The organism is Abyssibacter sp., from assembly GCF_964229365.1.
Taxonomy (GTDB): Bacteria; Pseudomonadota; Gammaproteobacteria; order Nevskiales; family OUC007; genus Abyssibacter.
Genome location: NZ_CAXRDQ010000031.1, coordinates 203,472 through 229,984 on the forward strand (window position 1 = coordinate 203,472; position 26,513 = coordinate 229,984).

Genomic DNA, 26,513 nt, shown 5'->3' on the forward strand with positions numbered 1-26,513 from the left:
ACGCTCATTTCCGCAAGAAAACCGCACTTGCTCAGCGGGGCTAGCGCAACTATCCGTGATCGATTCAGCCCGACTGACGAGGCTTGAGGCATCCCGTAGCGGGGCAGCGCCCCTTTTGAGTGCGATAACCATCTCCGCGGTTGCGTAACGGCCGCCCCCGGCTGCGGTTCACCAGCGTGCGACCAGCCTGTCAGCGCAGTCGCCACGCCGCGGTCGACATGACAGTAAAGGCATACAGCACCATGAGCGCCCCAATGGGCGTCAGGACAATGGCCAGCGACGGATCTGATTCAGTGTTGCCGACACCGCCAAGCAGGAAACCGGCGGGAACCAACCCGCTGCCCCAGCGCAGCATGACTGACGCCAAGGCTCGGCTCCGGGCATCAGTAATACAGGCACCGGCGGTCGCCGCAAAAGCCAGATTGAGCAGCGCCAGCAATGCGCCATGCGCGTGTGCCAGCACCCATAGTTCTCGGCGGATGCGCAGATCCAGGTACCACGGCGCCTTGACCAGATGCAGAAATTCCAGCGTCAGCCCCAGGAGCAGAAACATCACCAGCGCAGTCCAGCCGAACCGCAAACATGCACGCACCGGCGTGTCGCTTGTATCGATTTTCAAGCCTACTCCCCGATCTCGATTCGCTTGGCATTCGCCCGTGCCTGGGCGCGCAACTCCGACAATAGGTTGGGGTTGACCGCAGCACCAGCAATCCAGGCTGGCTGATCGCGGCGTTGAGCTGCGAAGTCACGCCAACGCCGCCACAACTTTCGCCCCAACTCGCGACGCGTAACCGCGTCGCCAATGAAATCATAGTGATCCAACAAGACCCCGAATTGCGGACCCTCAGTTCCGAACTGTTCGTCCAGCGTTCGCAAACTGTTGGCAGAAAATCGGCGAACGGCCGGGTAGCCGTCCGCGAGCGCGTTGAGTAGCGGCGGCACCAACCACAGCCGCGCAGCGCCTGTTAACGCCACGCCGTCTTGACCCGCCGCCTCGGCAGCGATTGCACGCTGCACCGGATCGCCGCCCAACAAATCCATCAGCCACTGAGGCGTGCCAGCATCCGCGGCAGGACGCGACTCCTCGCCGATCGTGCTCGCCAACCAGGCAGCGCTCTTATCAAGGTGACAGCTGCTACAGGCATCCGGGCGATCCTGCTCCGCATGGCCAACCGGGTCTGGCACTTCAATGTCGTGGCTTCGATGGATCGCCATCACCCCGTACACGATGCGCGGCATGTGGCAACTCACACAGTCGCTGGCTTCGGATTCGGCCGGGTGGCGGGTGTGCTTCGAAACATCCGCCGCGATGGTTTGATGACAATTCAGACAACTGGCGCCGGCGCGGTTCGGCTCCGTAATCATGCCTTCGGCGCTGCCGCCATGCGCCTCGTGGCAGCTGATGCAAGTCGCTTTGCCTTCGGTAAAACACGGGGTTTGTCTCAATCCCGTGTACTCATAGGCAGATAATCGCGGCGTGCCATCCGGCCAGAAACGCAAACGATATATGTCCGGCTTGGTCACCGTGCCGGGCGTGTCCGGTGAGATCAGGCTGACGTGATCCAGTAGGTCATCACCAGGCCGGTAGGTGGGACCGGTCTTCAGCCAGGTTTCGACCAAATTGGTGCGAATCGGTAGTCGCTGCGCGTGGCATTGGCCGCAGACCTGCGCCGAACGCTCGGGCGGCAACTTGCCCGGATGGACGATGCCCTCCACTTCGGCATCTTCGTTAAAGGCATGCCAGTAGCGCTTGAACGGGTTACGCATCTGCGCGGCGTGTTCGGCACCAGGACCATGACAAGATTCGCAGGCGACGCCCAACTCTTCGACCTGCGACTCATACCGAGCATTGGCTAGAAAATTCAGCCGCTCGCCCATCGCCAACCGCCGATGTAAGGCCTCGTAGTTGACGATGTTGGGCTGTGGCCCGGTGTTGTGGCAGTAGATGCAGTTGTGATTCCAGGTCGCGGCGTGATCATTGAAGCCCTGATCATCGCTATAGAGGAACGCGCCGTTCATATGTACCCAACGCTGTTCGCCCATATGCCAGAGCAGGTGCAGGCGAATATAGTTATCGCCGGTCGCCGACCCCTGCGACAGATATTGCTGGTAACGATGGCTGCCCACGGTTCGCGTGATGTGAGCCACACTCGCGACGTCGCCGCCCGGTGCGTCCAGATACTCGAAGTAGAACTGCCCGTCACGCTCTACCGGTCGGATCGTGCGCCCCCAGTACGTCACCTCACGCCCATCAAAAGCGCCAAGCACAGATGACCCGGTCGCCTCCTGCGTCATGGTGCGATGAAAGGTCCGGTGCCAGCTAGCGTAGTGATCCTGGTGACAGGAACGACAGCTATCCGAACCAGCCCAGCCGAACGGGTCGCGCTCGGCCAGCGCCACGCCGCCTGGCAGCACGGCGAGCATCAGCAGCGTCAGTGTTATGACGGCGCCGCGACGTCGAGCGGCGTCCACTTCCAGGGTGCTGGGCATTCAGCGATTCCCTTTGCCGCAAGGCGAGGTACGTAACAAGGCCCAAACGCTAACCATCCTTTGGGAATCCGGCAACACTGAAAAGCCCGAGTATTTCGGGTCTCAGGCAAAAGAAAGCCCGACGCTTGGGCCGGGCTTTCTTGCCGCATTGATGGCCAATGCGATTTTATGGCTGGGGGACCAGGATTCGAACCTGGATTGACGGAGTCAGAGTCCGTAGTCCTACCGTTAGACGATCCCCCATCTGGTGATCGTTGGGCCGGCAATTCTAGCGCCGCCCCGCTCTCACCCCAACTCGGCTAACCGATTTGGGCGAGAGATTTTCGTTCGAATCAAGGCGCGGGATTGGCGAGCAGCGGAGCGTACATCAGTACGTGCGCAGCGCAGCCAATCACGCAACGCCCAGTCGCGCGAAAAGATCCGCCGATATCAGCGCTTGGAGAACTGCGGGCGCTTACGTGCCTTGTGCAGACCAACCTTCTTGCGCTCGACCTGACGGTCGTCACGAGTGACAAGACCGGCGCCGCGCAGTGGCCTGCGGTTTTCTTCGTCGTAGTCGATCAACGCGCGGGTGATGCCATGGCGCACGGCACCAGCCTGGCCACCCGGACCACCGCCTGCGACGGTGACCTTGATGTCGAAACGACCGACGGATTCGGTGACTTCCAGCGGCTGACGAACCACCATCTGCGAGGTTTCGCGGCCGAAGTAGTCTTCAACAGCCTTGCCGTTGATGGTGATCTGACCGGAGCCCGGCTTGATGAAGACGCGCGCGGTCGCGGTCTTGCGACGGCCAGTGCCGTAATTCTGTGTTTCTGCCATGACTTATAACTCGACGGCGATCGGTTGCTGAGCGGTGTGGGGATGCTCGGCACCCGCATACACCTTGAGTTTTTTGAACATCGCACGGCCCAGCGGGTTCTTCGGCATCATGCCCTTGACCGCAGACTCGATGACGCGCTCGGGGTGCGTTTCGAGCATCTTCTGCAGGGTCGTGGCCTTGATGCCACCCGGATAACCGGTGTGACGGTAATAGGTCTTGCCAAGCAGCTTGTTGCCGGTGGTCCGTACCTTTTCGGCATTGACCACGACCACGTAATCCCCGGTGTCGACATGCGGGGTGTAGATGGCCTTGTGCTTGCCGCGCAACCGGTTGGCGATTTCGCTGGCGAGGCGACCGAGAGTCTTGTCAGAGGCGTCGACGACCAACCAGTCGCGCGTGACCTCGGCCGGCTTGGCGGAAAAGGTTTTCATGCTGCAAATCCGGAATTCAATAGGGTTCCAACCGGGGTGCCGGCTGAAAGGGCGCGAAATATTAGCCGAGCCGGTCACAATGCGCAACCGCCTGCGGGCAGAAGATTTCGAACGTGGGCCGGGCGGGAAAAATCCTGCGTCGCGGCTAGATTTTCAGTCGCTCGACAGGCTGCCCATTCTTCAGGTGCGACTCGATGATCTCGTCGAGATCCGATTCGTCGATGTACGTATACCAGGTCTCGTCCGGATAGACGACCGCAACCGGTCCCAGCTCGCAGCGATCCAGGCAGCCGGCCTTGTTGATGCGAACCTGCCCCTCGCCTGCCAAACCCTCCGCCTTGATCTTCTTTTTGACGTAGTCACGAAAGTGGTCGGCGTCGTTTTCCTGGCAGCTTGGGCGGTCGCCATCCTCGCGCTGGTTGCAGCAGAAGAACATGTGGTGCTTGTAGTGGCCCATTAGTCATCCTTGCCGAATTCGTAGGACAGCGACACCGACAGATAGGTGTCGGTCTTCTTGGTCTCGTCCGGCACGTTGCTGTTGTGCTTCACCGTGTAGGTGATGCCGGCGAATGTCGGACCGATGATGGTCAGTTTCAGGCCCGTCACAGACTCCGTATACGTGTTTTCTTCGCCCGATTCGGTCAGCAGTTTCTGCGTGAACTCGGAGGTTTCGCTGATCTCGAACTCATAGATCAGCGCGCCGCGCACAATCGCGTCGCTTTCGCGCAGTGATTCGGGCTTCTGTGATTCCTGCTGCCGGGCACCGGCGCCGAGTTCCACGTTCAGCTCGTTCCGATCACTCTTGAGTAGACGCCGACCGTAACCAACGGTTTCGGTCGTGCGCTCGCGCACGCCGCCGAACAAGTCCTTTTCGTAGGACAGGTTGGCAAACACGTAGTTGAACTCGGTGAAGTCGAAGCTGGTCTTGAAGGTCGACGAGTAGCGCTCGGCGTTCTGCTCGTTGTCTTCTTCGGCGGTGAAGATCGTGCCGGTGAACTGGTTCTCCCAGCGACCGACCTCGTGCTGCAACGCGATCGAGGTATTGATGCTCTGCGACTGCGAATTACCGCTGGTCTTCAGCACCCCCAGTTCGGCCTTACCTCCGATAGCCGCCTGCGCCACACCGGCCGAGGTCAGGAACAGAATCGTGCTCGCGAGCATTCCTACGCGTTTGATCATCGTCTAGCTTCTCTTTGTGAACTGGGAAAATCGTCGGGTAGACCACATGGCGGCGCAGATGATTCCGGCTCGGCGCCCGATGTCGGGCCGACCGCCGAAACAAGCAGCGACTCGCAGCGGCGCCAAGTGATCGAAGCGCTTGCGGCGGGCTGTATTATACGAGCGCTCCCCGCACAGCCCCAATGCACTGATGTCCAACCACCTGCTCAACGACACCGACCTCTGCGTCAAGTGCGGCCTCTGCCTGCCGCACTGCCCGACCTATGGCGTCACCGCCGACGAGGGCGACTCACCGCGCGGCCGGATCAGCCTGATGCGCGGAATGATGGAGGGCACGCTGGACGTCTCGCCAAAGCTGGAGGATCACCTGGATGGCTGCCTGAGCTGCCGGGCCTGCGAACTGGTCTGTCCGGCCGAGGTGCCCTATGGCCGAATGATCGACGCCGCCCGCGAGCACATGGCCGAGCAGAAACCCGAACGTACCCGGCTGGACCGGCTGATGGCCGGCGTGCTGACACACGTGGGTCGCCTGCAACTGATGACCTGGCTGGTGTGGCTCGGGCAGCGCCTGGGTTTCGTCAAGTTGACGCGCTGGCTGTTCAGGAACCGATCACTAGGCCGGATGGCATCGCTGTTGCCGCCGTTGGCGCGCCCCCGGTCCTGGACTGGCAGCTACCCCGCGGTGGGTGAACAACGTGGCCATGTGGCGTTGTTCCTGGGCTGCGTCTCGCGAATGGTGGACGGTCAGACGCTGGGCGATTCGATCAAGCTGCTGACGCACCTGGGCTATCGGGTCGACGTGCCGGCCAGGCAGAGTTGCTGTGGCGCGCTGGCGAGCCACAACGGCTTGATGGACCGTGCTGACGCGCTGGTGAACCAGAACCTGCAGGCTTTTGCCGGCGACTACGACGCCATCCTCGGCACCGCCAGCGGCTGCACCTGCACCCTGGCCGAGTACAACAAGCTCAGCGACCGACCGGAGGCCAGGGCCTTCGCCGACCGTGTTCAGAATGTGGACAGCTTCCTGGGCAAGGCAGACTGGTCGGAGACGGCATTTCGCGCCGATGCCCCCATAGACGTGCAGGTTCACACACCTTGCACCCTGCGCAACGTGTTGCAAGACGCCGACGGCGGCATCCGCCTACTGCAGCGGGTGCCGGGCGTGACCGTGAAGGCTTTGCCCGAGAACAACCGCTGCTGCGGCGCGGCTGGCAGCTATTTCGTCACGCGACCGCAGATGGCCGACACCCTGGTCGCGAAGAAACTGGCAGGCGTGGACGATACCGCCGCCTGCGTGGCGACCTCGAACGTGGGCTGCGCCATGCACATCGGCGGCGCACTGCGGCGAGCGGACCGCGATCAGGCCGTGGTCAACGCGGTGTCGGTAGCTGCTGCTCGCCTCGCATAGCGGGCTCCGCCTGTGCGCTGGGCATCATGAGCGAGGCCTCGAGACGCAGCATCATCAGCTCGGCAAGCTCTGCCTGGATCGCCTCACGCAGCTTCAGTTCCTCGGCTTCCTTGGCGAGCACGGCATCGGCGTTAAAGCTGTAGTCCCGTGACAGCGACAGCGTCTGATGCGGCAGCACGGTCTCGCCATCCGCCTTGACCGTGTACTGGATGGTCGTGGTCAGCTCGTATTCAATAGCCTTGCCATCGGGACCGACGGAGATGACCTGACGCTGTTCGACCAGCTCCTCGATGACCAGCTTGGCGCGAGCGTCGCGTTCCTTGCGCTCCACCTCTGCACCCCTGGCTCGAAGCGCGGCGCGTAGGGAACCGACGATTGGTGGCTCCAATGTCCGGTATTCCTGATTGACCTCGATGAACACGCTGCGCAGCACGTCTGGCAGCGGACGGCCACCCCGCAGCTGAAAACCGCAGGCGCTGATCAACGCCACGGCGAGCAGAATCGCCGGATGCCTAAACAACGATATTGACCAGCTTGCCCGGCACAACGATAAACCGCCGCAGCGGCTTGCCGTCGACGAAGCGCGCCACGTTCTCATCGGCCAGCGCTATCGCCTGGAGCTGCTCCTCGTCGGCGCTGGCGGGCACTTCGATGCGACCGCGCATCTTGCCGTTGACCTGCACGCTCAGCGTGACCGCATCGGCCACCAGCAGGGATTCATCATGCTCCGGCCAGGCCGCGTCCTCGATGGGGTCGGTCTGGCCCAGCGCCTGCCAGCAGGCGCGGGTGATGTGGGGTGCAAAGGGGTTGAGCATTTGCGTCAGGGCGATGGCTGCCTCGCGCAGCACCGCCGCGCCCTCCCCGGCGGCATCCACCTTGTAGAGCAGGTTGGTCAATTCCATCATCGCCGCAATCGCGGTGTTGAAGGCCTGCCGGCGGTCGATGTCGTCGGTGACCTTGGCAATGGTCTCGTGCAGCTTGCGCCGCGCCTCGACGGCCGAGACACCACCCTGCCCGGCCGATTCACCGGCGACCACCGCCTGCACCAGACGCCAGTACCGTCCCAGAAAGCGGCTGGCGCCCTCCAGCCCGGCATCTGACCACACCAGGGTCTGATCCGGCGGCGCTGCAAACATCATGAACAGGCGCACGGCATCGGCGCCGGCCTGTTCGATCGCCGACTGCGGGTCCACGCCATTGCGCTTGGACTTGGACATTTTCTCCAGCGCGCCCACTGTCACCGGCGCAGCGTCGGCATCGGCAACGGCGCGGGTCACGCGGCCCTTGTCGTCACGCTCTATCGTGACCTCGTCCGGTGAGAAATAGGTTTTCTTGCCATCGGTGGACTCGCGGAAAAAGCACTCCGCCAGCACCATGCCCTGCGGCAGATAACGCTTGAACGGCTCGTCTGACTGCACCAGCCCAGCATCACGCATCACCTTGTGGAAGAAGCGCGAGTAGATCAGATGCATGGTCGCGTGTTCGACGCCGCCGATGTACTGATCCACCGGTAACCAGTAATCGGCGCGCTGATCCAGCATGGCGGTATCCAGCCCCGGGCAGCAGTAGCGGGCGTAATACCACGACGATTCGAAGAAGGTGTCGAAGGTGTCGGTCTCGCGCTGCGCCGGCTCACCGGTCTGGGGCGAAATCACGTCAGTGAACGGTGCGTAGCCCTTGAGCGGCGAGCCACTGCCATCGGGCGCCAGGTCTTCTGGCAACACCACCGGCAGATCGGCCTCCGGCACCGGGGTCAACGCACCATCGGCCTCGCGGATCACCGGAATCGGACAACCCCAGTACCGCTGCCGGGATACACCCCAGTCGCGCAGGCGGAAATTGATGCGCCGCCGCCCCTTGCCGTCGGCCTCCAGGGCATCGGCAATCCGCTCGAAAGCGGCCTGGGAGTCCAGCCCCGTGTAAGGGCCGGAGTTAACCAACACGCCTTTCTGGGTAATCGCTGCCTCATCCAGGTCGGCATGACCGCCCGCGGGCTCGATGACTTGCCTGATCGGGAGGCCGTAGGCTCTGGCGAACTCCCAGTCACGCTGGTCGTGGGCGGGCACGCTCATCACCGCGCCGGTGCCGTAGCTCATCAGCACGAAATTCGCGACCCAGACCGGCACCCGCTCGCCGCTGATCGGGTGGATGGCATCGATACCCAGCGCATGGCCCGCCTTCTCCTGCGCCTCGATCACAGCCTCGGACACCGTGGAGCTGCGGCATTCGTCAACAAATGCCCGCAACGCCGCGTCGCCGCCGGCCAGTGCCTGATCCACCAGCGGATGTTCGGGCGCCACGGCCAGATAGGTCACGCCCATCAGCGTGTCCGGACGCGTGGTGAACACGGTCAGCGGCGCACCGCCGTCCACGGTGAACTGGACCTCGATGCCCACGCTGCGGCCGATCCAGTTGCGCTGCATGGTCTTGACCGCGTCGGGCCAGCCGGGCAGCGCATCCAGGCCATCCAGCAGCTCGTCGGCGTAGTCGGTAATGCGGATAAACCACTGTTCAATCTCGCGCCGCTCCACCAGCGCACCAGAGCGCCAGCCACGACCATCCACCACCTGCTCGTTGGCCAGCACGGTCTGATCGATGGGGTCCCAGTTGACGACAGCCGTCTTCCGGTAGGCCAGCCCGCGCTCGATCATCTGCGTGAACAGCCATTGCTCCCAGCGGTAGTAATCCGGTTTGCAGGTCGCGAGTTCGCGCGACCAGTCGTAGGCCAGCCCCAGCCGCTGCAACTGCTGGCGCATGTGGTCGATGTTGGCGTAGGTCCAGTCCGCGGGCGGCACCTTGTTCTGGATGGCTGCATTCTCCGCCGGCAGGCCGAAGGCATCCCAACCCATCGGTTGCAGTACGTTGTAGCCGCGCTTGCGCTTGAACCGGCTGATCACGTCGCCCAACGTGTAGTTGCGCACGTGGCCCATGTGGAGATGCCCGCTGGGATACGGGAACATCGACAGGCAATAGAATTTTTCGCGCGTGTCGTCTTCCTGCACCGAAAACGTGGCGGCCTCGCGCCAATGGGACTGGGCTTGGGCTTCGACCGCAGCGGGATCGTACGACTGGCTCATGTGTTAAAACGCGGCACGCGCCGAGAACTGGAAAGGCGCGCAAGGATACCGAATGACGCACCCCCCGCCCATGCGATCTCTGCTGGACGCCAACGGCCACGCCAGACTGGGCGTGTTCGAGACCACGCCCGAGCAGGTGAGCTGGCGCCGGGCCGCCTTTCGCAGCCCGCTGGGACGGCGCCACGGACCACTGCGCCGGCGCCTGGCCTACAAACAGTTCGAGTACTTCGGCATCGTCGCGCCGGACCTGTTCGCCGGCTGCGCGCTGGCAAACATTGGCTGGGTGGGCGCCGCGTTCATGTACGTGTTCGTTCCATCCACCGGCAAGATGGACGCGATCAGCGTTCGCCGCCCGTTCGGCATGGGGCTGACCCTCACGGATCGGCCCGTCGACGGCCACAGCCACCTCGCCACCCGTCCGGCTCGCGTACACCTGCGCTATTCGCGCGCCGGCCGGTCGCTGCAGGTTGAGACCCGCAGCGGCATCGATATCGACGCCACCTTCAGCGAGGGCCCGGAGCACTGCCAGCCGATGTCGCTCTGCACGCAAACCGCCCGCAATGGCTGGGTCTACGCCCGCAAGATCGCCGGCACCCGCGTCTTCGGCCACGTGAAAGGGGCCGGCGTGTCGCTCGATCTCGGCGAGATCGGGGCTTTTGCCCACCATGACTATTCCGCGGGATTCATGCGCCGAGAGACGTTCTGGAACTGGGCCTGCTTCACCGCGCAGGTCGGGGCGCAGCGCGTCGGTCTGAACGTGTCCTGCGGCGTCAACGACACCGGATTCTCCGAAAACTGCCTATGGATCGATGGTGAGCGCCTGTCCGTTGGACCCACGCATTTCGACTATTCCCGCCACGACCTGACCGCGGCATGGACCGTGCGCAGCGCCTGCGGGGCGCTGGATCTGCGCTTCACCCCCTGCGGCCGCCATACCGAACGGCTGAACGCCGGGCTGATCGCCAGCGACTTTCGTCAGGACTTCGGTTATTTCTCCGGCGTGATTCAGCCGGCCGGCCGGGCAGCCATGACGGTTCGCGACATCCCAGGCTTCTGCGAAGACCAGTTCGCCCGCTGGTAGCGAATCAGGCGGCGGCGCGGCGGCCTGCAGCCAGGCGCCAGACCAGCAGCGCCAGGCCTAGCAACGCAGAACCCCACCACAACGGCCGATCATCCCAGCGCATGTAGGGGGTCTGGCCCCGCACCGGCTGAACCCGGCCACGCAGCGTGGCGACCTGAAACTGCGGAACCTGCTGCTGGATCTCGCCATCCGGCCCGATAATCGCGGTGATGCCGGTCTGCGCCACCTTGAGCATGGGACGCGCCGTTTCCACGGATCGCATCCGCGCTATCTGCAAATGCTGCGGCGCGGCGGTCGAATTATGGAACCAGGCATCGTTGGTCACATTGACGAGCAAGCCGGAGCCGCGGGCCTCGCGAGCGATTTCGTCGCCGAACACATCCTCGAAGCAGATCGAGATCGACGCCGCCGTCTGCCCGATGGGGAAATGCGGCTGCCCGGCATCGCCGGTGTCGAGATTGGCGAAACGCAGATCGACGACATCGAGCAGCGGCCGCATGAAATCCGGCAGCGGAAACACCTCCCCGAAAGGCACGAGATGGCGCTTGAGGTAGGTGCCTTCGGTTGCACCGATGCCGACCACGCTGTTGAGCATCTGCGTGCGCTCATCATTGGGGATCAGCGTACCCAGAACCACGGCCGTCTCGGCGTCTGCGGCCCGGCGCCCGATGCGCGCCAGATAGCCATTGCGGATCTGCGGATAGGTGTAAGGCACGGCGACCTCCGGCCAGACCACCAGATCGGCGCCCAGTGCCGCATCGGTCATCCGCTCATACAGACCGGCAATGCGCGGCCCTTCGGAATCCCGCCACTTGTCGGCCTGCGCGACATTGCCCTGGATCAGCGCGACATCCAGCACCGGGCCGTCCGCCTCGGTCCAGCTCGAAGGCGCGGGCAGCACCCACGCAGACACCACCACCGCAAGCACCGGCAGCCCGTGAACAAGCCAGCGGCGCTGCCACAACAACGCGACCACGCAGGCCACGACAGACCAGAGCAGCCAGCTCATCCCATGCACACCCAGTACGGGCGCCCAGCCGTGCATGGACGTGTCGGCAAAGGCATAGCCGGTGGCCAGCCATGGGAAGCCTTCCAGTACGGTCCCGCGGATCAGCTCAGAGGCCGTCCAGGCCGTGCCGACGGCCAGCGGCCAGACCGGCGAGGTCGATGGCAGCAACCAGCGCCCGAACCACAGCAGGACAGCAGGAAACAGCGCCAGCACCGCTGCGAGCAGGCAGACCAGCACCACGCCTAGCCAGGGCGCGGCGTTGCCGTAATAGACAGTGGAATAGAAAACCCAATAGATGCCACTGGTGAAATGGGTGAGGCCGAATGCGAAGCCCAGCAATGCCGTGCGGCCCGGACCCTGCCCTCGGATCGCCACCAGCAGCGCCAGCATCGCCAACAGCGTCAGCGGCCACCAGCCGAAGGGCGCGAAACCCAGGGTCGCCACGCCGCCTGCCGCGGCGCAGCCAAACAGCCGAACCCACATCAGCGAGAACCAGCCCGCCGCCAGGTATTCAGTGCTCGGCCTCGTTGCTGTCGACCAGCGCCACCTGCAGGGTTTGCACGCGGCGGCTGTCCGCACGCTGCACCGTGAATCCGAACGGCCCGATGGAAATCGACTCGCCGCGCGACGGCATGCGGCCGAAGGCATGGGTGACCAGGCCGCCGACCGTGTCGAATTCCTCATCCGAGAACTCGGAACTGAAGTAGCGGTTGAACTCCTCCACCGGGGTCAGCGCCCGCACCAGATAGCGGTGCTCGTCCTGCCGCAGGATGTAGGCGCCCTCGGCCTCGTCGTACTCGTCGTCGATTTCGCCGACGATCTGCTCCAGCACGTCCTCGATGGTCACCAGCCCGGCGACGCCGCCGTACTCGTCGACGACAACGGCCATGTGATTGCGGCTGGACCGGAATTCCTTGAGCAACACGTTCAAACGCTTGGATTCCGGCACAAAGCCCGCGCTGTGCATGCCGCTGCGCACATCGAAGCCGGATTCGGCGTCGCCACCGGCCACGCTGACATAACGCAGCAAGTCCTTGGCCAACAGAATGCCCAGCACCTCGTCGCGGCTCTCGCCGATGACAGGAAAGCGCGAATGGCCGGATTCGACCACGATATCGACCACTTCCCGCAGGCTGGCATCGGCCTCGATCACGACCATCTGCCCGCGCGGGATCATGATGTCGCGAACCTGGGTCTCCGCGACTTCCAGCACACCCTCGATCATCCAGCGGGCGTCGCTGTCGATCAGCTCGTCATCTTCAGCCTGGCGAAGCGTGGCGAGCAGGTCTTCCCGGGTGCGCGGTGCGCCCCCCAGACTGCGGCCAAGCCGGCGCAGCCAGTTGTCAGAAGAATCCTGCTCGATCGAACTGGGAGGTTCCGAATCGTTCATGCGGCGTGTTGTGTCTCGTTGTAAGGATTGGGTATGCCGAGCGTCGCCAGAATGGCGATCTCCTCCGCCTCCATGATCTCCGCATCGGATGACAACTCGTGGTCATAACCGGAGAGATGTAGCAGGCCGTGAGTGGTGAGGTGCGCCCAGTGGTGGAGCGGCGGCTTGCCCTGGGCCATCGCCTCTTCGGCAACAACCGGGCCGCAGAACACCAGATCGCCCAGCAGTTCGGGCACATCGCCGTAACCGAAGGACAGCACGTTGGTGGGCTTGTCCTTGCCGCGCCATTGCGCGTTGAGGCTTTGGCTTTCTTCGCGATCGACCAGACGCAGCGTGAGTTCGCCGGCCAGCGGCAAACGCGTGTCCACCGCCGCGATCCAGCGGGCAAAGTCGGTGTCAGCCGGAGCATCATGACCCTCGGCCACACGCTGTACCGTCCAGTCGATCTGTTCGAGGCTCACGTGTCCTCCCGATCGTAGGCATCGACAATCCGCTGCACCAGCGGATGACGCACCACGTCCTTGGCCTGAAAGCGCGCAAGACTGATGCCATCCACGCCCTCGAGCAGATCCACAGCGTGTCGCAGCCCGGAGCGCTGACCTCGCGGCAGGTCAACCTGCGAGGTATCCCCGGTGACAACCGCCTTGGAGCCGAAGCCGATGCGGGTCAGGAACATCTTCATCTGCTCGACGGTGGTGTTCTGCGCCTCGTCGAGAATGATGAAGGACTCGTTGAGCGTCCGCCCACGCATATAGGCCAGCGGCGCCATCTCGATCACGCCACGTTCGGACAGACGGGCGACACGGTCGTGACCCAGCATCTCGTACAGAGCGTCGTACAGCGGACGCAGGTAGGGGTCGATCTTCTGCGCCAGATCACCCGGAAGAAAACCGAGTCGCTCGCCGGCCTCGACCGCAGGCCGCACCAGCACCAGACGGCGCACGCGCTCCGTTTCCAGAGCCTCGACAGCCGTCGCGACGGCGAGATAGGTCTTGCCGGTGCCGGCCGGCCCGATGCCGAAATTCAGATCATGCGCGCGAATGTTCTCGATGTAGCGCCGCTGGTTCGGCGTGCGCCCGCGGATGCTCACGCGACGCGCCCTGACGGGGCCATCCTCAAGCGCAGCATCGGGCGCAGAACCCGGCGCGCGCTCATCAAACTCTGCGCGTACCGTGGCCAGAGCCATGTGCACGTCCTCGGTGGACAGATCGCCCACGGCCCGCTTATGCAGATCACGCAACACGGTTTCGGCCATGTCGGCCACCTCCGCGGCCCCGAGGATCTGGAAGCGGTTACCTCGGTTGCGGATGTCCACGCCCAAGCGCTGCTCGATTTCCCGCAGATTGACGTCCAGCGGGCCGCAAAGCCGTGCCAGCCGGCCGTTGTCGGCCGGCATGAGCACCACGTCGCGCGCGGTGGGCGCTTCAGTTGGGGTTACAGAATCCATGCGAGAAAGAGATTCGCTTCAGGCGGCCACGGAAGCATTGACCAGGCGACCCCGCAAGGAGTTCGGCAATGCCTCGGTGATCACCACATCGACCATTTGCCCGATCAGCGATCGATCGCCGTCGAAATTGACCCAACGGTTGTTACCGGCACGGCCAGCCATCTGGTTCGGCGATTTCACCGAGGCACGCTCGACCAGCACCTGCTGCGTGGTACCAACCAGCGACTCGGCGTAGCGCATGCCTTGCTGGCGCACGCGGGTCTGCAGAATCTGCAAGCGCTTGGACTTTTCTTCCGCCGGCACGGTGTCGGCCAGATTGGCGGCGGGCGTCCCCGGCCGCGGGCTGTAATTGAACGAAAACGCGTGATCGAACGCGGCCTCATGGACCACGTTCATCGTCGCCGCGAAATCGGAGTCAGACTCGGTCGGAAAGCCCACGATGATGTCGGTGGACAAGGCGATATCGGGCCTTGCCGCACGCAGGCGCGCGATCTTGTCCAGATACTCGGCAGCCGTGTGACCACGTTTCATCATCGCCAGAATCCGGTCGGAGCCCGCCTGCACCGGCAGGTGCAGATAACCCGCCAGCTTGGGCACCTCGGCGTAGGCGGTGATCAGATCATCCGTGAACTCGGCGGGATGCGACGTCGTGAAACGGATGCGCTGAACCCCAGGCATTTGCGCCGTGTAGTGGATGAGCAGCGCAAGGTCGGCGGTGGCGCCATCGGCCATCGCCCCCCGGTAGGCGTTGACGTTTTGTCCCAGAAAGGTGATTTCCCGCACGCCCTGTTCGGCCAGCTGCGCGACCTCGGTCAGCACATCGTCCAGCGGGCGGCTGATCTCTTCGCCGCGGGTGTAAGGCACGACACAGAAAGTGCAGTACTTGCTGCAACCCTCCATGACTGACACGAAGGCGGTCGGGCCATCGGCGCGGGGTTCCGGCAGGTTGTCGAATTTCTCGATTTCCGGAAACGAGATGTCGACGACCGTGCCCCGCTTCGCGCGCGCCTGATCGACCATCCCTGGCAGGCGATGCACCGTCTGCGGTCCGAAGACGAGATCCACATAAGGTGCACGCTCGGCGATGGCATCGCCTTCCTGCGAGGCCACGCAGCCGCCGACTCCGATGAGCAGATTCGGGTTGCTGTCCTTGAGTGGCCGCAGGCGTCCCAGCTCAGAAAACACCTTCTCCTGCGCCTTTTCGCGCACGGAGCAGGTATTGAGCAGCAGCACGTCCGCATCGTCGGGATTGTGCGTGCGCTCCAGTTGGTGTGAACGCGCCAGGACATCGGCCATTTTGTCCGAGTCGTAGCTGTTCATCTGACAGCCGAAGGTCTTGATGTAAAGCTTGCCGCGCGACATGACGGATCAGGGCTCGAAAGAACCCGGCAGTATAAGGGATGGTGATGACAGTTTGTCGGGAAACCGCCACATGGCGGTCGATGGACTCGCTAGACCTTGCTCATCCAGTCATCGATCGACGCCTCGGTATCGCGCCAGGCCTGCTCGAAGGCCTCCCGCGGGCGGCGGTACGGGTCAGCCACCTCAGCGTTGTCACGCCAGCGACCAATCAGATGCACCCGGCCGCGCGACATGGGGAAGTTCTGGTGAATCCACCGCATATGGCTCTTGTCCATCACCAGAATCAGGTCGGACTTGGCGATCATGTCCTGATCGATTTGCCGCGCGCGATGCTCGCTCGCATCCAGCCCGTTGTCCGTCATCACCTCCAGCGCGAATGGATCCGCTGGATGGCCGACCAGCGCACCGATTCCGGCGGACTCCACGACGGCATTCGGCCGGTCGGCCAAGCGCTGTCGTAGCAGGTATTCGCCCATGGGGCTGCGGCAGATATTGCCGGTGCAGACAACAAGAAAACGATTGAACATCGGGTCGGGTGCGATCAGTTCGGTGACAGGCGCAGCGCGCGTAACGCGCTTCAGGCCGCGAAGAATATCAGAGCGCCATCGCGCTCCGCTGTATTCGGCGGCGTGGAACCAAATGAAATTGCCCAGAGTCTGAGCAGGCAAGGAGACGTCACAAGCCCGACCGGGGACGTGACGGGCGGGGGAACCCACTAGAGGGTTCTCTTACATGGACAGATCGGATCGCATCGGCTTTGCCGTTTTTTTCGTGGCTTGCCTGTTCCTCGCCTTTCTCGGCGGGGCGGCCGTCATGTTGACCAAAGTCTTCCCGTCCGAGCCGCTCTCGAACGCCTACAAGGCGGGCCGCGCACTTGTACTCCAGCGCGAGATCGAAAACTCCTACGTGCAAACGGACCAGTGGCGCGAGGCCCGTACCGACGCCCGCGGCACCACCGTCCACGACCCGGCAAAGGCTTACGCCGGCTATACCCTGTACACCCGCGGCGGCAGCACCACGGCCCATCTGATCGGCATGGACGGCGACGAAGTCCATCGTTGGAGCCTGCCCTACCGAGAGCTGTGGAACACCACACCGGATGGCCGTCCGGCTCAGCGCGATGAGCTGATGTACTGGCGCAAGGCGATCATGCAACCCAACGGTGACCTGATCGCGATCTACATCGCCGCGGCCGACACGCCCTGGGGCTACGGCATGGTCAAGCTCGATGCCGATTCCAACGTCATCTGGTCGTATCACGGCGCCGTGCACCACGACTTCGACCTGGGATCGGATGGCCGCGTACTGGCGCTCACCCATGGTTTCCGCGACCAGCGCTACGAAGTGTTCTCGTCGCTGGCGAAACCCTTCCTGGACGACTGGGTGGTCGTGATCGACGGCGAAACCGGCGAACCGCAGCAGCCGATCTCCGTTTTCGATGCGTTCTACGAATCGAAGTACCAGATCATCCTGACCGCAATCCCCTATTTCGCGCTGGAAGACCCGCTGCACACGAACAGCATCCAGCTTATCGACGAGGAACTGGCCGGCGTGTTCGCCCCGGCCGACGGCAAGGCGAACCAGGCCTTGATCTCCATGCGTCATCCGGCCGCGCCTGCCCTGATTGATCTGGATTCCGGCGAGATGACCTGGGCGACCAAGGGCCCCTGGCATGGCCAGCACTCGATCCAGGCCTGGCCGAACGGCAACTTCACCGTGTTCGACAACTACGGCCACTACACCGACGGCGACCGCAGCCGGATCCTCGAAGTGGACCCCGCCACAGGCGGCATCGTCTTCTCCTATGCCGGCAGCGACGACAAGCCGCTGGAAAGCAAGCTGCGCGCCGCCGTCACCAAACTTCCCAACGGCAACTATCTGATCACCGAATCCGATGGTGGCCGTTTGCTGGAAGTCTCGCCGCAAGGCGAGATCGTCTGGGAGTTCGTCAACCCCGTTCGCGGTGGCGACAACGACCAGTTCATCCCCGTCATGTCATCCGGCCAACGTCTGGCTGCCGATGAGCTGACACCGGAGTTCCGCGCACGCCTGCAATCCGAGACAAGGAGTTAAGTCATGAATCATCGTCAAATGAAATCCAACCCGCGTTCCCTGCAGTGGCTGCTGGCCGTGATGTTCTGCATCGCCCCGCTCACCGCTGCCCAGGCTTATGTCGGCCCCGGCGCCGGCCTCAGCCTGCTGGGCGCCCTATGGGGCCTGGTCGCAGCGCTGGGAGCCGCCGTGTTGTTTGTGGTGCTGTGGCCGATTCGCCGCGCACGACGTCAACGCAAGCTGGCCGCAGAGGCCAACCAGGCCGACACCCTGGAGGTGATGGACGATCCCGCCGTGGATGTCAGACAGCCGCAGGGGCCGGACTCCAGCCGCACGGCTTGAGCCGACGGCTGACCGGGAACCACTCATGGGATTCTTCGACTGGCCCGCACCGGGCTTCACGGCTCTGGACCAACTGATGGCGACGGCGTTGCCGGACTGGCTGCGCCTCACCATCTGGGCCGGGGTTGCGGCTATCGGCACCATGCTGCTGTACAAGTGGCTATCGCCGCAGTCACGCATTGCCGAGGCCAAGAAGAACGCCCGTGAGGCCCGCCAACGACTCAACGCCTTCGATGGCGACTTCGCCGATGCCGGGCCGCTGATCAGGCGACAGTTCGCGACTGCCTTTCGCCATGTGGGACTGGTCGTGCCGGGCACGCTGCTGGCGATCCTGCCCTTGCTCAGCCTGCTGTTGTGGGCTGAAACCTACTACGGCCACCGCCTGCCGCCACCGGATGACCCGCCCACCGTACGCACGGTGCCGGAAGGGGCCGAAACGCGCTGGAACGGCGCCCAGCAACCGGCCGAGCTATCGGTCTTCAACGGCCCCACGCTGGTCGCTGCGATCGACATGACAGCCCCGGTCGGCATTGTCACCAAACAACCCTGGTGGCACTGGCTGGCGGAAAACCCGCTGGGCTACCTCCCCGATGATGCCCCCGTCGAACAGGTCTGGATCGCGCTGCCCGAACGCCATGTGCTGCCTTTCGGGCCGGACTGGCTGCGATCCTGGCTGGCCGTGTTCATGCCGGTGATGTTCGTCGTGTCACTTCTGATGTACCGCTGGGCCAACATTCAATGAACGCGACACTCGACCCCAAACGCACCGCCAGATCCCAACCCAGCGACGCCGCGGTCGAAAGCTTCGCGGTACCGACCTGGATGCACTGGCTGAGTGGCTGGCAACATAAGCACCGAGATTCGGCCATTGGACTGGGCAATTTCGATACCCGCCTGGCCGAGGACGCAATCGCCCAGGTCGATATCAAGGCGCCGATCTACGTCGCCGGCCTGGCTCGCTCCGGCACCACGATTCTGCTGGAATTGCTGGCCGAGCACGCCGACGTCAGCACACACCAATACCGCGACTATCCGCCGGTGATGACCCCCTGGCTTTGGGACCGCTGGCTGTCGCGGGTTCCGGAGTCCAAGGAAGATGCCAAGGAAAGGGCTCACGGCGACGGCATCAGCGTCACCTCACGCAGTCCCGAAGCCTTTGAAGAAGTGCTCTGGATGGCGTTTTTTCCCGATACGCATAACCCCAGCCGCAGCAATGTGCTGAACGAGACCACCAAACACCCGCAGTTCGAGACGTTCTACCGCGAGCACATCCGCAAACTGCTGGCGATTCGTGGGGGCTCACGCTATGTCGCCAAAGGCAACTACAACCTGATGCGTCTGGAGTACCTGCTCAAACTGTTTCCGGACGCGCGCTTCCTGCTGCCCATCCGCGACCCGGTCTGGCATATCGCCTCGCTGATGAAACAGCAGACGCTGTTCGAAGCCGGCGAGCAGGCGCACCCGCGCTCGCTGGAGCACATGCGTCGCGTGGGGCATTTCGAGTTCGGGCTGGACCGCCGGCCGATGCACACCGGCGACGACGATGCGATCCGCGAAGTTCAGGACCTTTGGAAGAACGGCCGCGAGGTCGAAGGCTGGGCCAAGTACTGGGCCATGGTCTACACCACGGTGGCCAATCAGCTCGACGCCAGCCCCGCGCTGCACCGGGCCTGTCAGGTCATCCGCTACGAAGCCCTGTGCAAGCACTCGGAGCAGGTGCTCAATGCGGCCTATGCGCATTGCGAACTTGAGGTCGACGCGCCGGTCATCCACGCTGCCGCCGCACGCCTGAAGCTACCGGATTACTACCAGCCTGCCTTCGAGGCCAGCGAACTGGACCTGATCCGCCGGATCACCTGGCCAACGGCCGCTCGTTTCGGCTACACCGACTAGGCAGGGTGAGCCTGGGCGAATCACCCTGCGTCTTCGCAGCGGTATCGACGCAGCTCGCGTTCGCCGGTCAGATCGATCAGCGCCTGGCGGTTGTTGGACAACCGGTACCGGTAAGTCCGATCCCAGAAATCTCCTTCGCCGCTGAACCGTAGATCAACCCGGATCTCCTGCGGCGTGATGCGTTCCACCGACTGCACATAGGCCGTGCTTTCGTAGAACTGCACCCGGTCGGCGCCGATCCGCAAGCGCGTGTCGTTGCGGCCACTGCCGCAGTCCTCGAACTGCCGGTTCCATTCGCCATGGAAGGACGCGGGAATCTCCGAGGCGACCACGGCAGTCCGACCGTCGCAACCGATTTGCATGCTGGACGCCAGCAGCAAACACAGCGGCGCCGCCACGCGGCGTCGGCGACCAAAACGCTCGGCACCGCTCGTGAGTCGGGGGAACATAGCTCGATGGTTGCAGGGAAAGGCCAGACGGTAGTCAAAGCGAACCCGTCACCGCAAGAACATGCACCCTGCGGCGGGCGGCTTCCGCTTTCATCGACCTTGCATTTCGCGTTCCAATGCACCGGCCAGCCAACGGGATCACCCCATGAAGATTGTTGTACTCACCGGTGCGGGCATCAGCGCAGAAAGTGGGCTGCCGACCTTTCGCGGTGCCGGCGGACTCTGGAACGGAGTCCGCGCCGAGACGCTGGCAACGCCGGAAGCCTTCGCCGACAACCCGCAACGCGTCCTCGATTTCTACAACTTTCGCCGGGCGATGGTGCGCGAGGCGGCGCCCAACGCGGCGCATCAGGCGATCGCCGCGCTGGAACGTCACCATCCAGTTAGCGTCGTCACACAGAACGTCGACAACTTGCACGAACGGGCAGGCTCCACCGATGTGCTGCATGTCCATGGCGAGATCATGCTCGCCCGCAGCAGCCGCAACCCAGGCCTGAAGGTTCCGATGCAGGATCAGGACATCCGCCTGGGTGATCTGGCCGATGATGGCGCGCAGTTGCGGCCCGACGTCGTGTGGTTCGGCGAGGCCGTCCGCCACATCGATGAGAGTCTGGACCGCATCCGCGAAGCCGACCGCTTCCTCGTGGTCGGCACCTCGCTACAGGTTTGGCCAGTGGCCGACTGGGTACATCACGCCACCCGAGCCGGCGAACGCGTGATCATCGCTCCCGAACTCCGAACCTGCCCGGATCACTTCGAGTGGATTTGCGGAACGGCCTGCGACGAGGTCCCGCCAATCATGTCCCGCTGGGCGCGCAGCGCGTTGGCGGACTAAAACGGAATGTCGTCGTCACCAAAGTCGTCGACCGGCTGCGGGGCCGGCGCATTGTTGCCGCCACCACCACCGGAGCGACCACCACCGTAACCGCCACCGCTGCTGCTTCCGCCGCCGCTGTAGCCGCCGCCCGATGACGAGCCGCCGCCGAAGCCGCCACCACTACCGCCGCCTGCGCCACCGCGGCCACCCAGCATCTGCATTTCGCTGCCGATCACCTCGGTGGTGTAGCGATCCTGACCGTCATTGCCCTGCCACTTGCGAGTGCGCAGCGAGCCTTCCACATAGACCTGCGAACCCTTGCGCAGGTATTCGGCAGCAATCTCGGCCAAACGACCGAAAAACGCCACGCTATGCCACTCGGTCCGTTCCTTTTGCTCGCCGGTCTGCTTGTCTTTCCAGCTTTCGGACGTGGCGATCCGAATATTGGTGACCTGCGCGCCACTGCTCGGAATGCGCCGGGTTTCCGGATCTGCTCCAAGGTTGCCGACGAGAATGACTTTGTTGATGCCGCGCGCCATGCGAGAGCCCCTGCGAAACTGGTGTGAAGTAGCCGGATAGCCTACCCGCAGTCGCGCCGTGGTGACTACCGCAGCCGACGATCAGGCTGTCTTGAGCGTGCGCCAGGGCGTGCGAGGCGCAAACAGCAGCCAGCTTGCCAGCAGCGCACCCGCCGCGATCAGCACGCCGTTCATGCCCCAGCCGGACATGATCCAGCCCCCTGCCGCGCCACCCGTGAACGCGCCAAGAAACTGCGCGGTGGAGTACATGCCCAGGGCTGCGCCGCGCGCCTCGATCTGCGCGGCCTGGGAGACCAGCGACGGCATGGTCGCTTCCAGCAAGTTGAAGCCGGCGAAATAGAGACTAAGCGCGAATAGCATGGAGCCCGTTGCGACCACCTGGGTCATGCCAACCAACGCCACGGCCGCCATGGCAATGCACAGCAGCACCACCGCTGCCTGATGGCCGCGGCGCTCGGCCAACCAGATCAGGATGGGTAGCGGAAGAATCGACACCAGCATGGCCGGCGCAAACACCGACCATTGGTCGCCAGCCTCCATGCCCAAGCGGCGGCTCAACAGCACCGGCACCGCCACGAATACCGCGGTCATGGCCGCGTGCAGCACAAAGATGCCGGCATAAAGCGGATGCAGTGACGAGTCGCGCAGCGCCGCACGCAGGCCGCTGATCAGCGTCGTGGGTTCACGCCGCTCCGGGCGCGGAATGAGCATCAGCAGCAACAGAATCGCGACAAAGGCGAACACGGCCGCCAGCCGGAACACGCCCGCCAACCCCAGCCAGGCCGTGAGTACCGGCCCGATCATCAGCGCCACCAGAAACGCCATACCAATAGAGATGCCAAGAATGGCCATCGCCGTGGTGCGCACGCTGGGGCGGGTCAGATCGGCCAGCAGGGCATTGATGGCGGCAGCCACCGCGCCGGCGCCCTGTAAGGCGCGCCCGATAATGAGCCACTCGATGGTCTGCGCCGAGGCCGCGACCAGACTCCCCGCGAGAAACACGACGAGGCCGAACACGATCACGGGAATCCGCCCGACACGATCCGAGGCCAGACCGAACGGCAGCTGCAGCACGGCCTGCGTGAGCCCATAGACACCCACCGCCAAGCCGATCAGCACCGGCGTGGCGCGCGTGTAGTCGTTGGCGTAGGCGGCGAGCACGGGCAAGACCATGAAAAGGCCCAGCATGCGTAGCCAATAAACCAGCGCCAGACCACCCACGGCGCGGCGTTCGAGGGAATTCATCCGGACGGGGGACACATCGAGAAAAAACGCCTGTGCATGGTATCACCCGGCACGCTGCTAAACTTTCGCGCTTCCCCGATTCCACCAGCCACAGGTTTCCTGTCCCTATGGACACCATCGAGATCCGCGGCGCGCGCACGCACAACCTGCGCAATGTCGACCTGACACTGCCTCGCGACCGCCTGATCGTGATCACCGGGCTGTCCGGCTCCGGCAAATCATCGCTTGCCTTCGACACCATCTATGCCGAGTGCCAGCGGCGTTATGTGGAAAGCCTGTCTGCCTATGCGCGGCAGTTCCTGTCGATGATGGAAAAGCCGGACATCGACTCCATCGAGGGCCTGTCGCCGGCGATCTCCATCGAGCAGAAGTCGACATCGCACAACCCGCGCTCGACGGTGGGCACGGTCACCGAGATCTACGACTACCTGCGCCTGCTCTATGCGCGCACGGGCATTCCGTCCTGCCCCGACCACGGCGGCGAACTGATTGCGCAAACCGTAAGCCAGATGGTGGACAAAACGCTGGAGCAGGAGGAGGGCTCGGCGTGGATGCTGCTTGCTCCGGTCATCGACGGCCGCAAGGGCGAACACAAGCAGATCATGGAGCAGCTGCGCAGCCAGGGCTTTATCCGTGCCCGCATCGACGGCACGGTGATGGAACTGGACGAGGCGCCGGAACTCAACAAGAAGACCAAGCACACCATCGAAGCCGTGGTCGATCGGTTCAAGATCCGCGACGACATCAAGCAACGTCTGGCCGAATCCTTCGAGACCGCGCTGAATCTCGCCGATGGCGTCGCCACCCTGGCGCCGTACAACCGCGAGGGCGAGTCGATCACGTTCTCATCGCGCTACGCCTGCAAGGTCTGCGGCTGGGCCATTGGCGAGCTGGAACCGCGGCTGTTTTCGTTCAATAACCCGACCGGTGCCTGCCCCACCTGCGATGGCCTCGGCCAGCTACAGGTGTTCGACAAGGACCGCGTCGTCGCCCATCCCGACGTTCCGTTGGGTGACGGTGCCATTCGGGGCTGGGACAAGCGCAATGCCTACTTCTATTCGCTGATCGAATCACTATCCGGGCACTACGCGTTTGATCTGGACACACCCTTCGACGAGTTGCCGGACGAGATCCAGCAGGTCGTGCTCTACGGCAGTGGGCGAGATGCCATCGAGTTCACCTACCCCGGCCAAGGCGGGCGCACCCGCACACGCCGCCATCGCTTCGAGGGCATCATCCCCAACATGGAGCGCCGCTACCGCGAGACCGATTCGGTGGCCGTGCGTGAAGAACTGGCCAAGTACCTAGCGAATAAGGCCTGCCCCGACTGTGATGGCGAACGCCTGAACCGCGCCGCGCGACACGTAAAGGTTGATGGTCGCCGCCTGCCTGAGCTAGTCAGCACCTCAGTGCACGAAGCCCAGCACCAGATGACCCAGCTGGACCTGCAAGGCCGCCACGCCGAGATCGCCCGCCCCATTCTCAAAGAAATTAGCGCGCGCCTGCGATTTCTGGTCGATGTCGGCCTCGATTATCTCAGCCTGTCCCGAAGTGCTGACACGCTCTCCGGCGGCGAGGCTCAGCGCATTCGCCTTGCCAGCCAGATTGGTGCTGGCCTGGTTGGCGTGATGTACGTATTGGATGAGCCCTCCATCGGCCTGCACCAGCGCGACAACCGCCGCCTGCTCGACACGCTGTTTCGCCTGCGCGACCTCGGCAACACCGTAATCGTGGTCGAGCATGATGAAGACGCCATTCGTCTGGCCGACCATGTCATCGACATCGGTCCCGGCGCTGGCGTGCATGGCGGTCAGGTCGTCGCCCAGGGCAAGCCCGAAGACATCGAACGCGCAAGCGGCTCGCTCACCGGCGACTACCTCAGCGGCAAGCGCGGCATCGCCGTACCCGAACAGCGCCACGCGCCGAATGACAAGCAGTCGCTGATCATCGAAGGGGCCACCGGCAACAACCTGCGCAATGTCACGGTCAAGATTCCTGTCGGGCTGATGGTCTGCGTCACCGGCGTGTCCGGCTCGGGCAAATCGACGCTGATCAACGAGACGCTCTACAAGCATGTCTCGCGCGAGCTGAACCGCGCTCATCACCACGCCGCGCCGGCACGCGCCATTCACGGCTTGGAGCATTTTGACAAGGTCATCGACATCGACCAGAGCCCGATCGGCCGCACGCCACGTTCGAACCCCGCGACCTACACCGGGCTGTTCACGCCGATCCGTGACCTGTTCGCCGGCGTGCCCGAAGCCCGCGCCCGCGGCTACAAGCCAGGCCGCTTCTCGTTCAACGTCAAGGGCGGCCGCTGCGAGGCCTGCCAGGGCGATGGCGTGATCAAGGTGGAGATGCACTTCCTGCCGGACGTCTACGTGCCCTGCGATGTCTGCAAGGGCGCGCGCTACAACCGCGAGACGCTGGACATCCAGTACAAGGGCCGCAGCATTGCAGAGGTGCTAGGCATGACGGTCGAGGAGGCCACGGATTTCTTCCAGCCCGTTCCCGTCCTGCGCCGCAAGCTGGAAACCCTGATGGAAGTCGGCCTGTCCTATGTCAAGCTCGGCCAGAACGCGACCACGCTGTCCGGCGGCGAGGCGCAGCGCGTCAAACTCGCGCGCGAACTCTCCAAGCGCGACACCGGAAAAACGCTCTACATCCTCGATGAACCCACCACCGGGCTGCATTTTCACGATATTGCCCAGCTGCTCGGGGTACTCTCCAGACTTCGGGATGCCGGGAACACGGTGGTCGTGATCGAACACAATCTGGATGTCATCAAGACCGCTGACTGGATCATCGACATGGGTCCGGAAGGCGGCGACGGCGGCGGCATGGTCGTCGCAACCGGCACGCCGGAAGACGTGGCCAATGTCGAGGCCTCCCACACCGGTCGCTTCCTGCAACCGCTGCTCCAGCGCGAGCCGGAACCGGCATGACCCAGTACACCCGCTCCGAAATCCGCGCCAAGGTCTGCGACCTGCGGGCCGAACACCGCCAGCTCGACCTCGCGATCATGGAGATGGAAATGCTGGTCTACTGCAACCAGCTGGAACTGCGACGCCTCAAGAAGCGCAAGCTGCAACTCAAGGACGCCATCTCACGATTGGAATCGATGATGATTCCGAATCTGGATGCTTAGGGAAACACCGATCTATTCCCGCCGCCAAGTTGCCGCCTGAAAACAGGCCAGGCAAGGCGCGAGAAGTGAAGTTTGGTCATTCCAAACAAGCGACGAGCACCCATTCGCCGGGAGCTAATTGAAACCGCCGAAGGCAGGCCCGCAAGGGAAGGCGCATGGACGCGCCGACTAACGCCGCAGGGCCTGTTTGCAAGCGCAATCCGTATAGAACGGGCCGGTTTTCCCGCAAGCCTGCGCTACGTATAGCGATTAGGTGCCCACACCCGTCGGCGTGTCGGCCGATTTCCCGTCGTCCGCAGGCTCGACTTCACAACCGCTGATGTCTCGAACG

Annotated in this window: 27 protein-coding genes and 1 tRNA gene; 10 read left to right on the forward strand and 18 right to left on the reverse strand. The window is 63.7% G+C overall.

Annotation, left to right across the window (positions count from 1 at the left end):
* Positions 1-190 precede the first annotated feature (190 nt).
* Together ACE1EY_RS05245 and ACE1EY_RS05250 are read right to left on the reverse strand one after the other, a co-directional pair.
* On the reverse strand, positions 191-556 hold the full coding sequence (locus tag ACE1EY_RS05245; protein ID WP_373928049.1) for a hypothetical protein: 366 nt from the start codon (positions 554-556) through the stop codon (positions 191-193).
* Positions 557-621: 65 nt separating this feature from the next.
* On the reverse strand, positions 622-2,490 hold the full coding sequence (locus ACE1EY_RS05250) for a cytochrome c3 family protein (protein ID WP_291512909.1): 1,869 nt from the start codon (positions 2,488-2,490) through the stop codon (positions 622-624).
* On the opposite strand from ACE1EY_RS05250, the gene ACE1EY_RS05255 reads away from it, so the two are divergent.
* Positions 2,480-2,692 carry a hypothetical protein gene (locus ACE1EY_RS05255; protein WP_291512908.1) on the forward strand — a complete coding sequence of 71 codons (213 nt, stop codon included), beginning with the start codon at positions 2,480-2,482 and terminating at the stop codon, positions 2,690-2,692. The genes ACE1EY_RS05250 and ACE1EY_RS05255 overlap by 11 nt on opposite strands.
* On the opposite strand, the gene ACE1EY_RS05260 is transcribed toward ACE1EY_RS05255, so the two are convergent.
* From ACE1EY_RS05260 to ACE1EY_RS05280, 5 genes are all read right to left on the reverse strand, one after another.
* Positions 2,660-2,733 (reverse strand) — tRNA-Gln (locus ACE1EY_RS05260). The genes ACE1EY_RS05255 and ACE1EY_RS05260 overlap by 33 nt on opposite strands.
* A gap of 186 nt (positions 2,734-2,919) precedes the next feature.
* Positions 2,920-3,312, reverse strand: coding sequence for a 30S ribosomal protein S9 (gene rpsI, locus ACE1EY_RS05265; RefSeq protein WP_291512907.1), 393 nt, complete (start codon positions 3,310-3,312; stop codon positions 2,920-2,922).
* 3 nt (positions 3,313-3,315) lie between these two features.
* Positions 3,316-3,744, reverse strand: a complete 429-nt coding sequence (gene rplM / locus ACE1EY_RS05270; RefSeq protein WP_370299623.1) for a 50S ribosomal protein L13 — start codon at positions 3,742-3,744, stop codon at positions 3,316-3,318.
* 145 nt (positions 3,745-3,889) lie between these two features.
* A complete protein-coding gene (locus ACE1EY_RS05275; protein WP_291512905.1) occupies positions 3,890-4,201 on the reverse strand; it encodes an NAD(P)H-dependent oxidoreductase subunit E in 312 nt (103 codons plus the stop codon).
* Entirely contained in the window at positions 4,201-4,923 is a 723-nt protein-coding gene (locus ACE1EY_RS05280) for a DUF481 domain-containing protein (protein WP_291512904.1), read from the reverse strand. The genes ACE1EY_RS05275 and ACE1EY_RS05280 overlap by 1 nt, the downstream gene beginning before the upstream one ends.
* A 190-nt stretch (positions 4,924-5,113) precedes the next feature.
* Here ACE1EY_RS05280 and ACE1EY_RS05285 point away from each other — a divergent pair, with 190 nt between their 5' ends.
* Positions 5,114-6,331 (forward strand): (Fe-S)-binding protein, encoded by a 1,218-nt coding sequence (locus ACE1EY_RS05285; RefSeq protein ID WP_291512903.1) that lies wholly within the window; start codon positions 5,114-5,116, stop codon positions 6,329-6,331.
* Here the strand turns inward: ACE1EY_RS05285 and lptE are convergent.
* Together lptE and leuS are read right to left on the reverse strand one after the other, a co-directional pair.
* Entirely contained in the window at positions 6,294-6,851 is a 558-nt protein-coding gene (gene lptE, locus ACE1EY_RS05290; RefSeq protein WP_291512902.1) for an LPS assembly lipoprotein LptE, read from the reverse strand. The two genes, ACE1EY_RS05285 and lptE, sit on opposite strands and share 38 nt — an antisense overlap.
* A complete protein-coding gene (gene leuS, locus ACE1EY_RS05295) occupies positions 6,844-9,408 on the reverse strand; it encodes a leucine--tRNA ligase (RefSeq protein WP_291512901.1) in 2,565 nt (854 codons plus the stop codon). The genes lptE and leuS overlap by 8 nt, the downstream gene beginning before the upstream one ends.
* A 52-nt stretch (positions 9,409-9,460) precedes the next feature.
* Between leuS and ACE1EY_RS05300 the strand changes: the two genes are divergently transcribed.
* Complete coding sequence (locus ACE1EY_RS05300) at positions 9,461-10,489, forward strand: DUF2804 domain-containing protein (RefSeq protein WP_370299624.1); 1,029 nt, start codon at positions 9,461-9,463, stop codon at positions 10,487-10,489.
* A gap of 4 nt (positions 10,490-10,493) precedes the next feature.
* Here ACE1EY_RS05300 and lnt read toward each other — a convergent pair whose 3' ends face one another.
* From lnt to ACE1EY_RS05330, 6 genes are all read right to left on the reverse strand, one after another.
* Positions 10,494-11,981, reverse strand: a complete 1,488-nt coding sequence (gene lnt, locus ACE1EY_RS05305) for an apolipoprotein N-acyltransferase (protein ID WP_291512899.1) — start codon at positions 11,979-11,981, stop codon at positions 10,494-10,496.
* A 28-nt stretch (positions 11,982-12,009) separates the two neighbouring features.
* Entirely contained in the window at positions 12,010-12,888 is an 879-nt protein-coding gene (locus tag ACE1EY_RS05310) for a transporter associated domain-containing protein (RefSeq protein WP_291512898.1), read from the reverse strand.
* Positions 12,885-13,349 carry an rRNA maturation RNase YbeY gene (ybeY, locus tag ACE1EY_RS05315; RefSeq protein WP_291512897.1) on the reverse strand — a complete coding sequence of 155 codons (465 nt, stop codon included), beginning with the start codon at positions 13,347-13,349 and terminating at the stop codon, positions 12,885-12,887. The genes ACE1EY_RS05310 and ybeY overlap by 4 nt, the downstream gene beginning before the upstream one ends.
* A complete protein-coding gene (locus ACE1EY_RS05320) occupies positions 13,346-14,335 on the reverse strand; it encodes a PhoH family protein (protein WP_291512896.1) in 990 nt (329 codons plus the stop codon). Before ACE1EY_RS05320 ends, ybeY begins: the two co-directional genes overlap by 4 nt.
* 18 nt (positions 14,336-14,353) lie before the next feature.
* The gene (gene miaB, locus ACE1EY_RS05325) at positions 14,354-15,697 is read right to left on the reverse strand and encodes a tRNA (N6-isopentenyl adenosine(37)-C2)-methylthiotransferase MiaB (RefSeq protein WP_291512895.1); all 1,344 of its coding nucleotides are present in this window, start codon (positions 15,695-15,697) and stop codon (positions 14,354-14,356) included.
* An 89-nt stretch (positions 15,698-15,786) separates the two neighbouring features.
* Entirely contained in the window at positions 15,787-16,365 is a 579-nt protein-coding gene (locus tag ACE1EY_RS05330; protein ID WP_291512894.1) for a low molecular weight protein-tyrosine-phosphatase, read from the reverse strand.
* Positions 16,366-16,429: 64 nt separating this feature from the next.
* Between ACE1EY_RS05330 and ACE1EY_RS05335 the strand changes: the two genes are divergently transcribed.
* The 4 genes from ACE1EY_RS05335 to ACE1EY_RS05350 are packed head-to-tail and all read left to right on the forward strand — an operon-like array spanning position 16,430 to position 19,984.
* Positions 16,430-17,770 carry an arylsulfotransferase family protein gene (locus ACE1EY_RS05335; RefSeq protein WP_291512893.1) on the forward strand — a complete coding sequence of 447 codons (1,341 nt, stop codon included), beginning with the start codon at positions 16,430-16,432 and terminating at the stop codon, positions 17,768-17,770.
* A gap of 3 nt (positions 17,771-17,773) precedes the next feature.
* Entirely contained in the window at positions 17,774-18,091 is a 318-nt protein-coding gene (locus tag ACE1EY_RS05340) for a hypothetical protein (protein ID WP_370299626.1), read from the forward strand.
* Between the two features lie 25 nt (positions 18,092-18,116).
* Positions 18,117-18,833, forward strand: a complete 717-nt coding sequence (locus ACE1EY_RS05345; RefSeq protein ID WP_291514009.1) for a hypothetical protein — start codon at positions 18,117-18,119, stop codon at positions 18,831-18,833.
* Positions 18,830-19,984 carry a sulfotransferase gene (locus ACE1EY_RS05350; RefSeq protein ID WP_370299627.1) on the forward strand — a complete coding sequence of 385 codons (1,155 nt, stop codon included), beginning with the start codon at positions 18,830-18,832 and terminating at the stop codon, positions 19,982-19,984. The genes ACE1EY_RS05345 and ACE1EY_RS05350 overlap by 4 nt, the downstream gene beginning before the upstream one ends.
* Before the next feature lie 20 nt (positions 19,985-20,004).
* Here the strand turns inward: ACE1EY_RS05350 and ACE1EY_RS05355 are convergent, their stop codons facing one another.
* Positions 20,005-20,433, reverse strand: coding sequence for a hypothetical protein (locus ACE1EY_RS05355; RefSeq protein WP_291514011.1), 429 nt, complete (start codon positions 20,431-20,433; stop codon positions 20,005-20,007).
* Positions 20,434-20,578: 145 nt separating this feature from the next.
* Here ACE1EY_RS05355 and ACE1EY_RS05360 point away from each other — a divergent pair, with 145 nt between their 5' ends.
* Entirely contained in the window at positions 20,579-21,268 is a 690-nt protein-coding gene (locus tag ACE1EY_RS05360) for a Sir2 family NAD-dependent protein deacetylase (RefSeq protein WP_291514012.1), read from the forward strand.
* On the opposite strand, the gene ssb is transcribed toward ACE1EY_RS05360, so the two are convergent.
* Together ssb and ACE1EY_RS05370 are read right to left on the reverse strand one after the other, a co-directional pair.
* A complete protein-coding gene (gene ssb / locus ACE1EY_RS05365) occupies positions 21,265-21,789 on the reverse strand; it encodes a single-stranded DNA-binding protein (protein ID WP_291514013.1) in 525 nt (174 codons plus the stop codon). The two genes, ACE1EY_RS05360 and ssb, sit on opposite strands and share 4 nt — an antisense overlap.
* An 81-nt stretch (positions 21,790-21,870) precedes the next feature.
* A complete protein-coding gene (locus tag ACE1EY_RS05370) occupies positions 21,871-23,034 on the reverse strand; it encodes an MFS transporter (protein ID WP_291514014.1) in 1,164 nt (387 codons plus the stop codon).
* A gap of 107 nt (positions 23,035-23,141) precedes the next feature.
* Between ACE1EY_RS05370 and uvrA the strand changes: the two genes are divergently transcribed.
* Complete coding sequence (gene uvrA / locus ACE1EY_RS05375; protein WP_370299628.1) at positions 23,142-25,979, forward strand: excinuclease ABC subunit UvrA; 2,838 nt, start codon at positions 23,142-23,144, stop codon at positions 25,977-25,979.
* A complete protein-coding gene (locus ACE1EY_RS05380; RefSeq protein WP_370299629.1) occupies positions 25,976-26,182 on the forward strand; it encodes a YdcH family protein in 207 nt (68 codons plus the stop codon). Before uvrA ends, ACE1EY_RS05380 begins: the two co-directional genes overlap by 4 nt.
* The last annotated feature ends 331 nt before the right edge of the window (positions 26,183-26,513 follow it).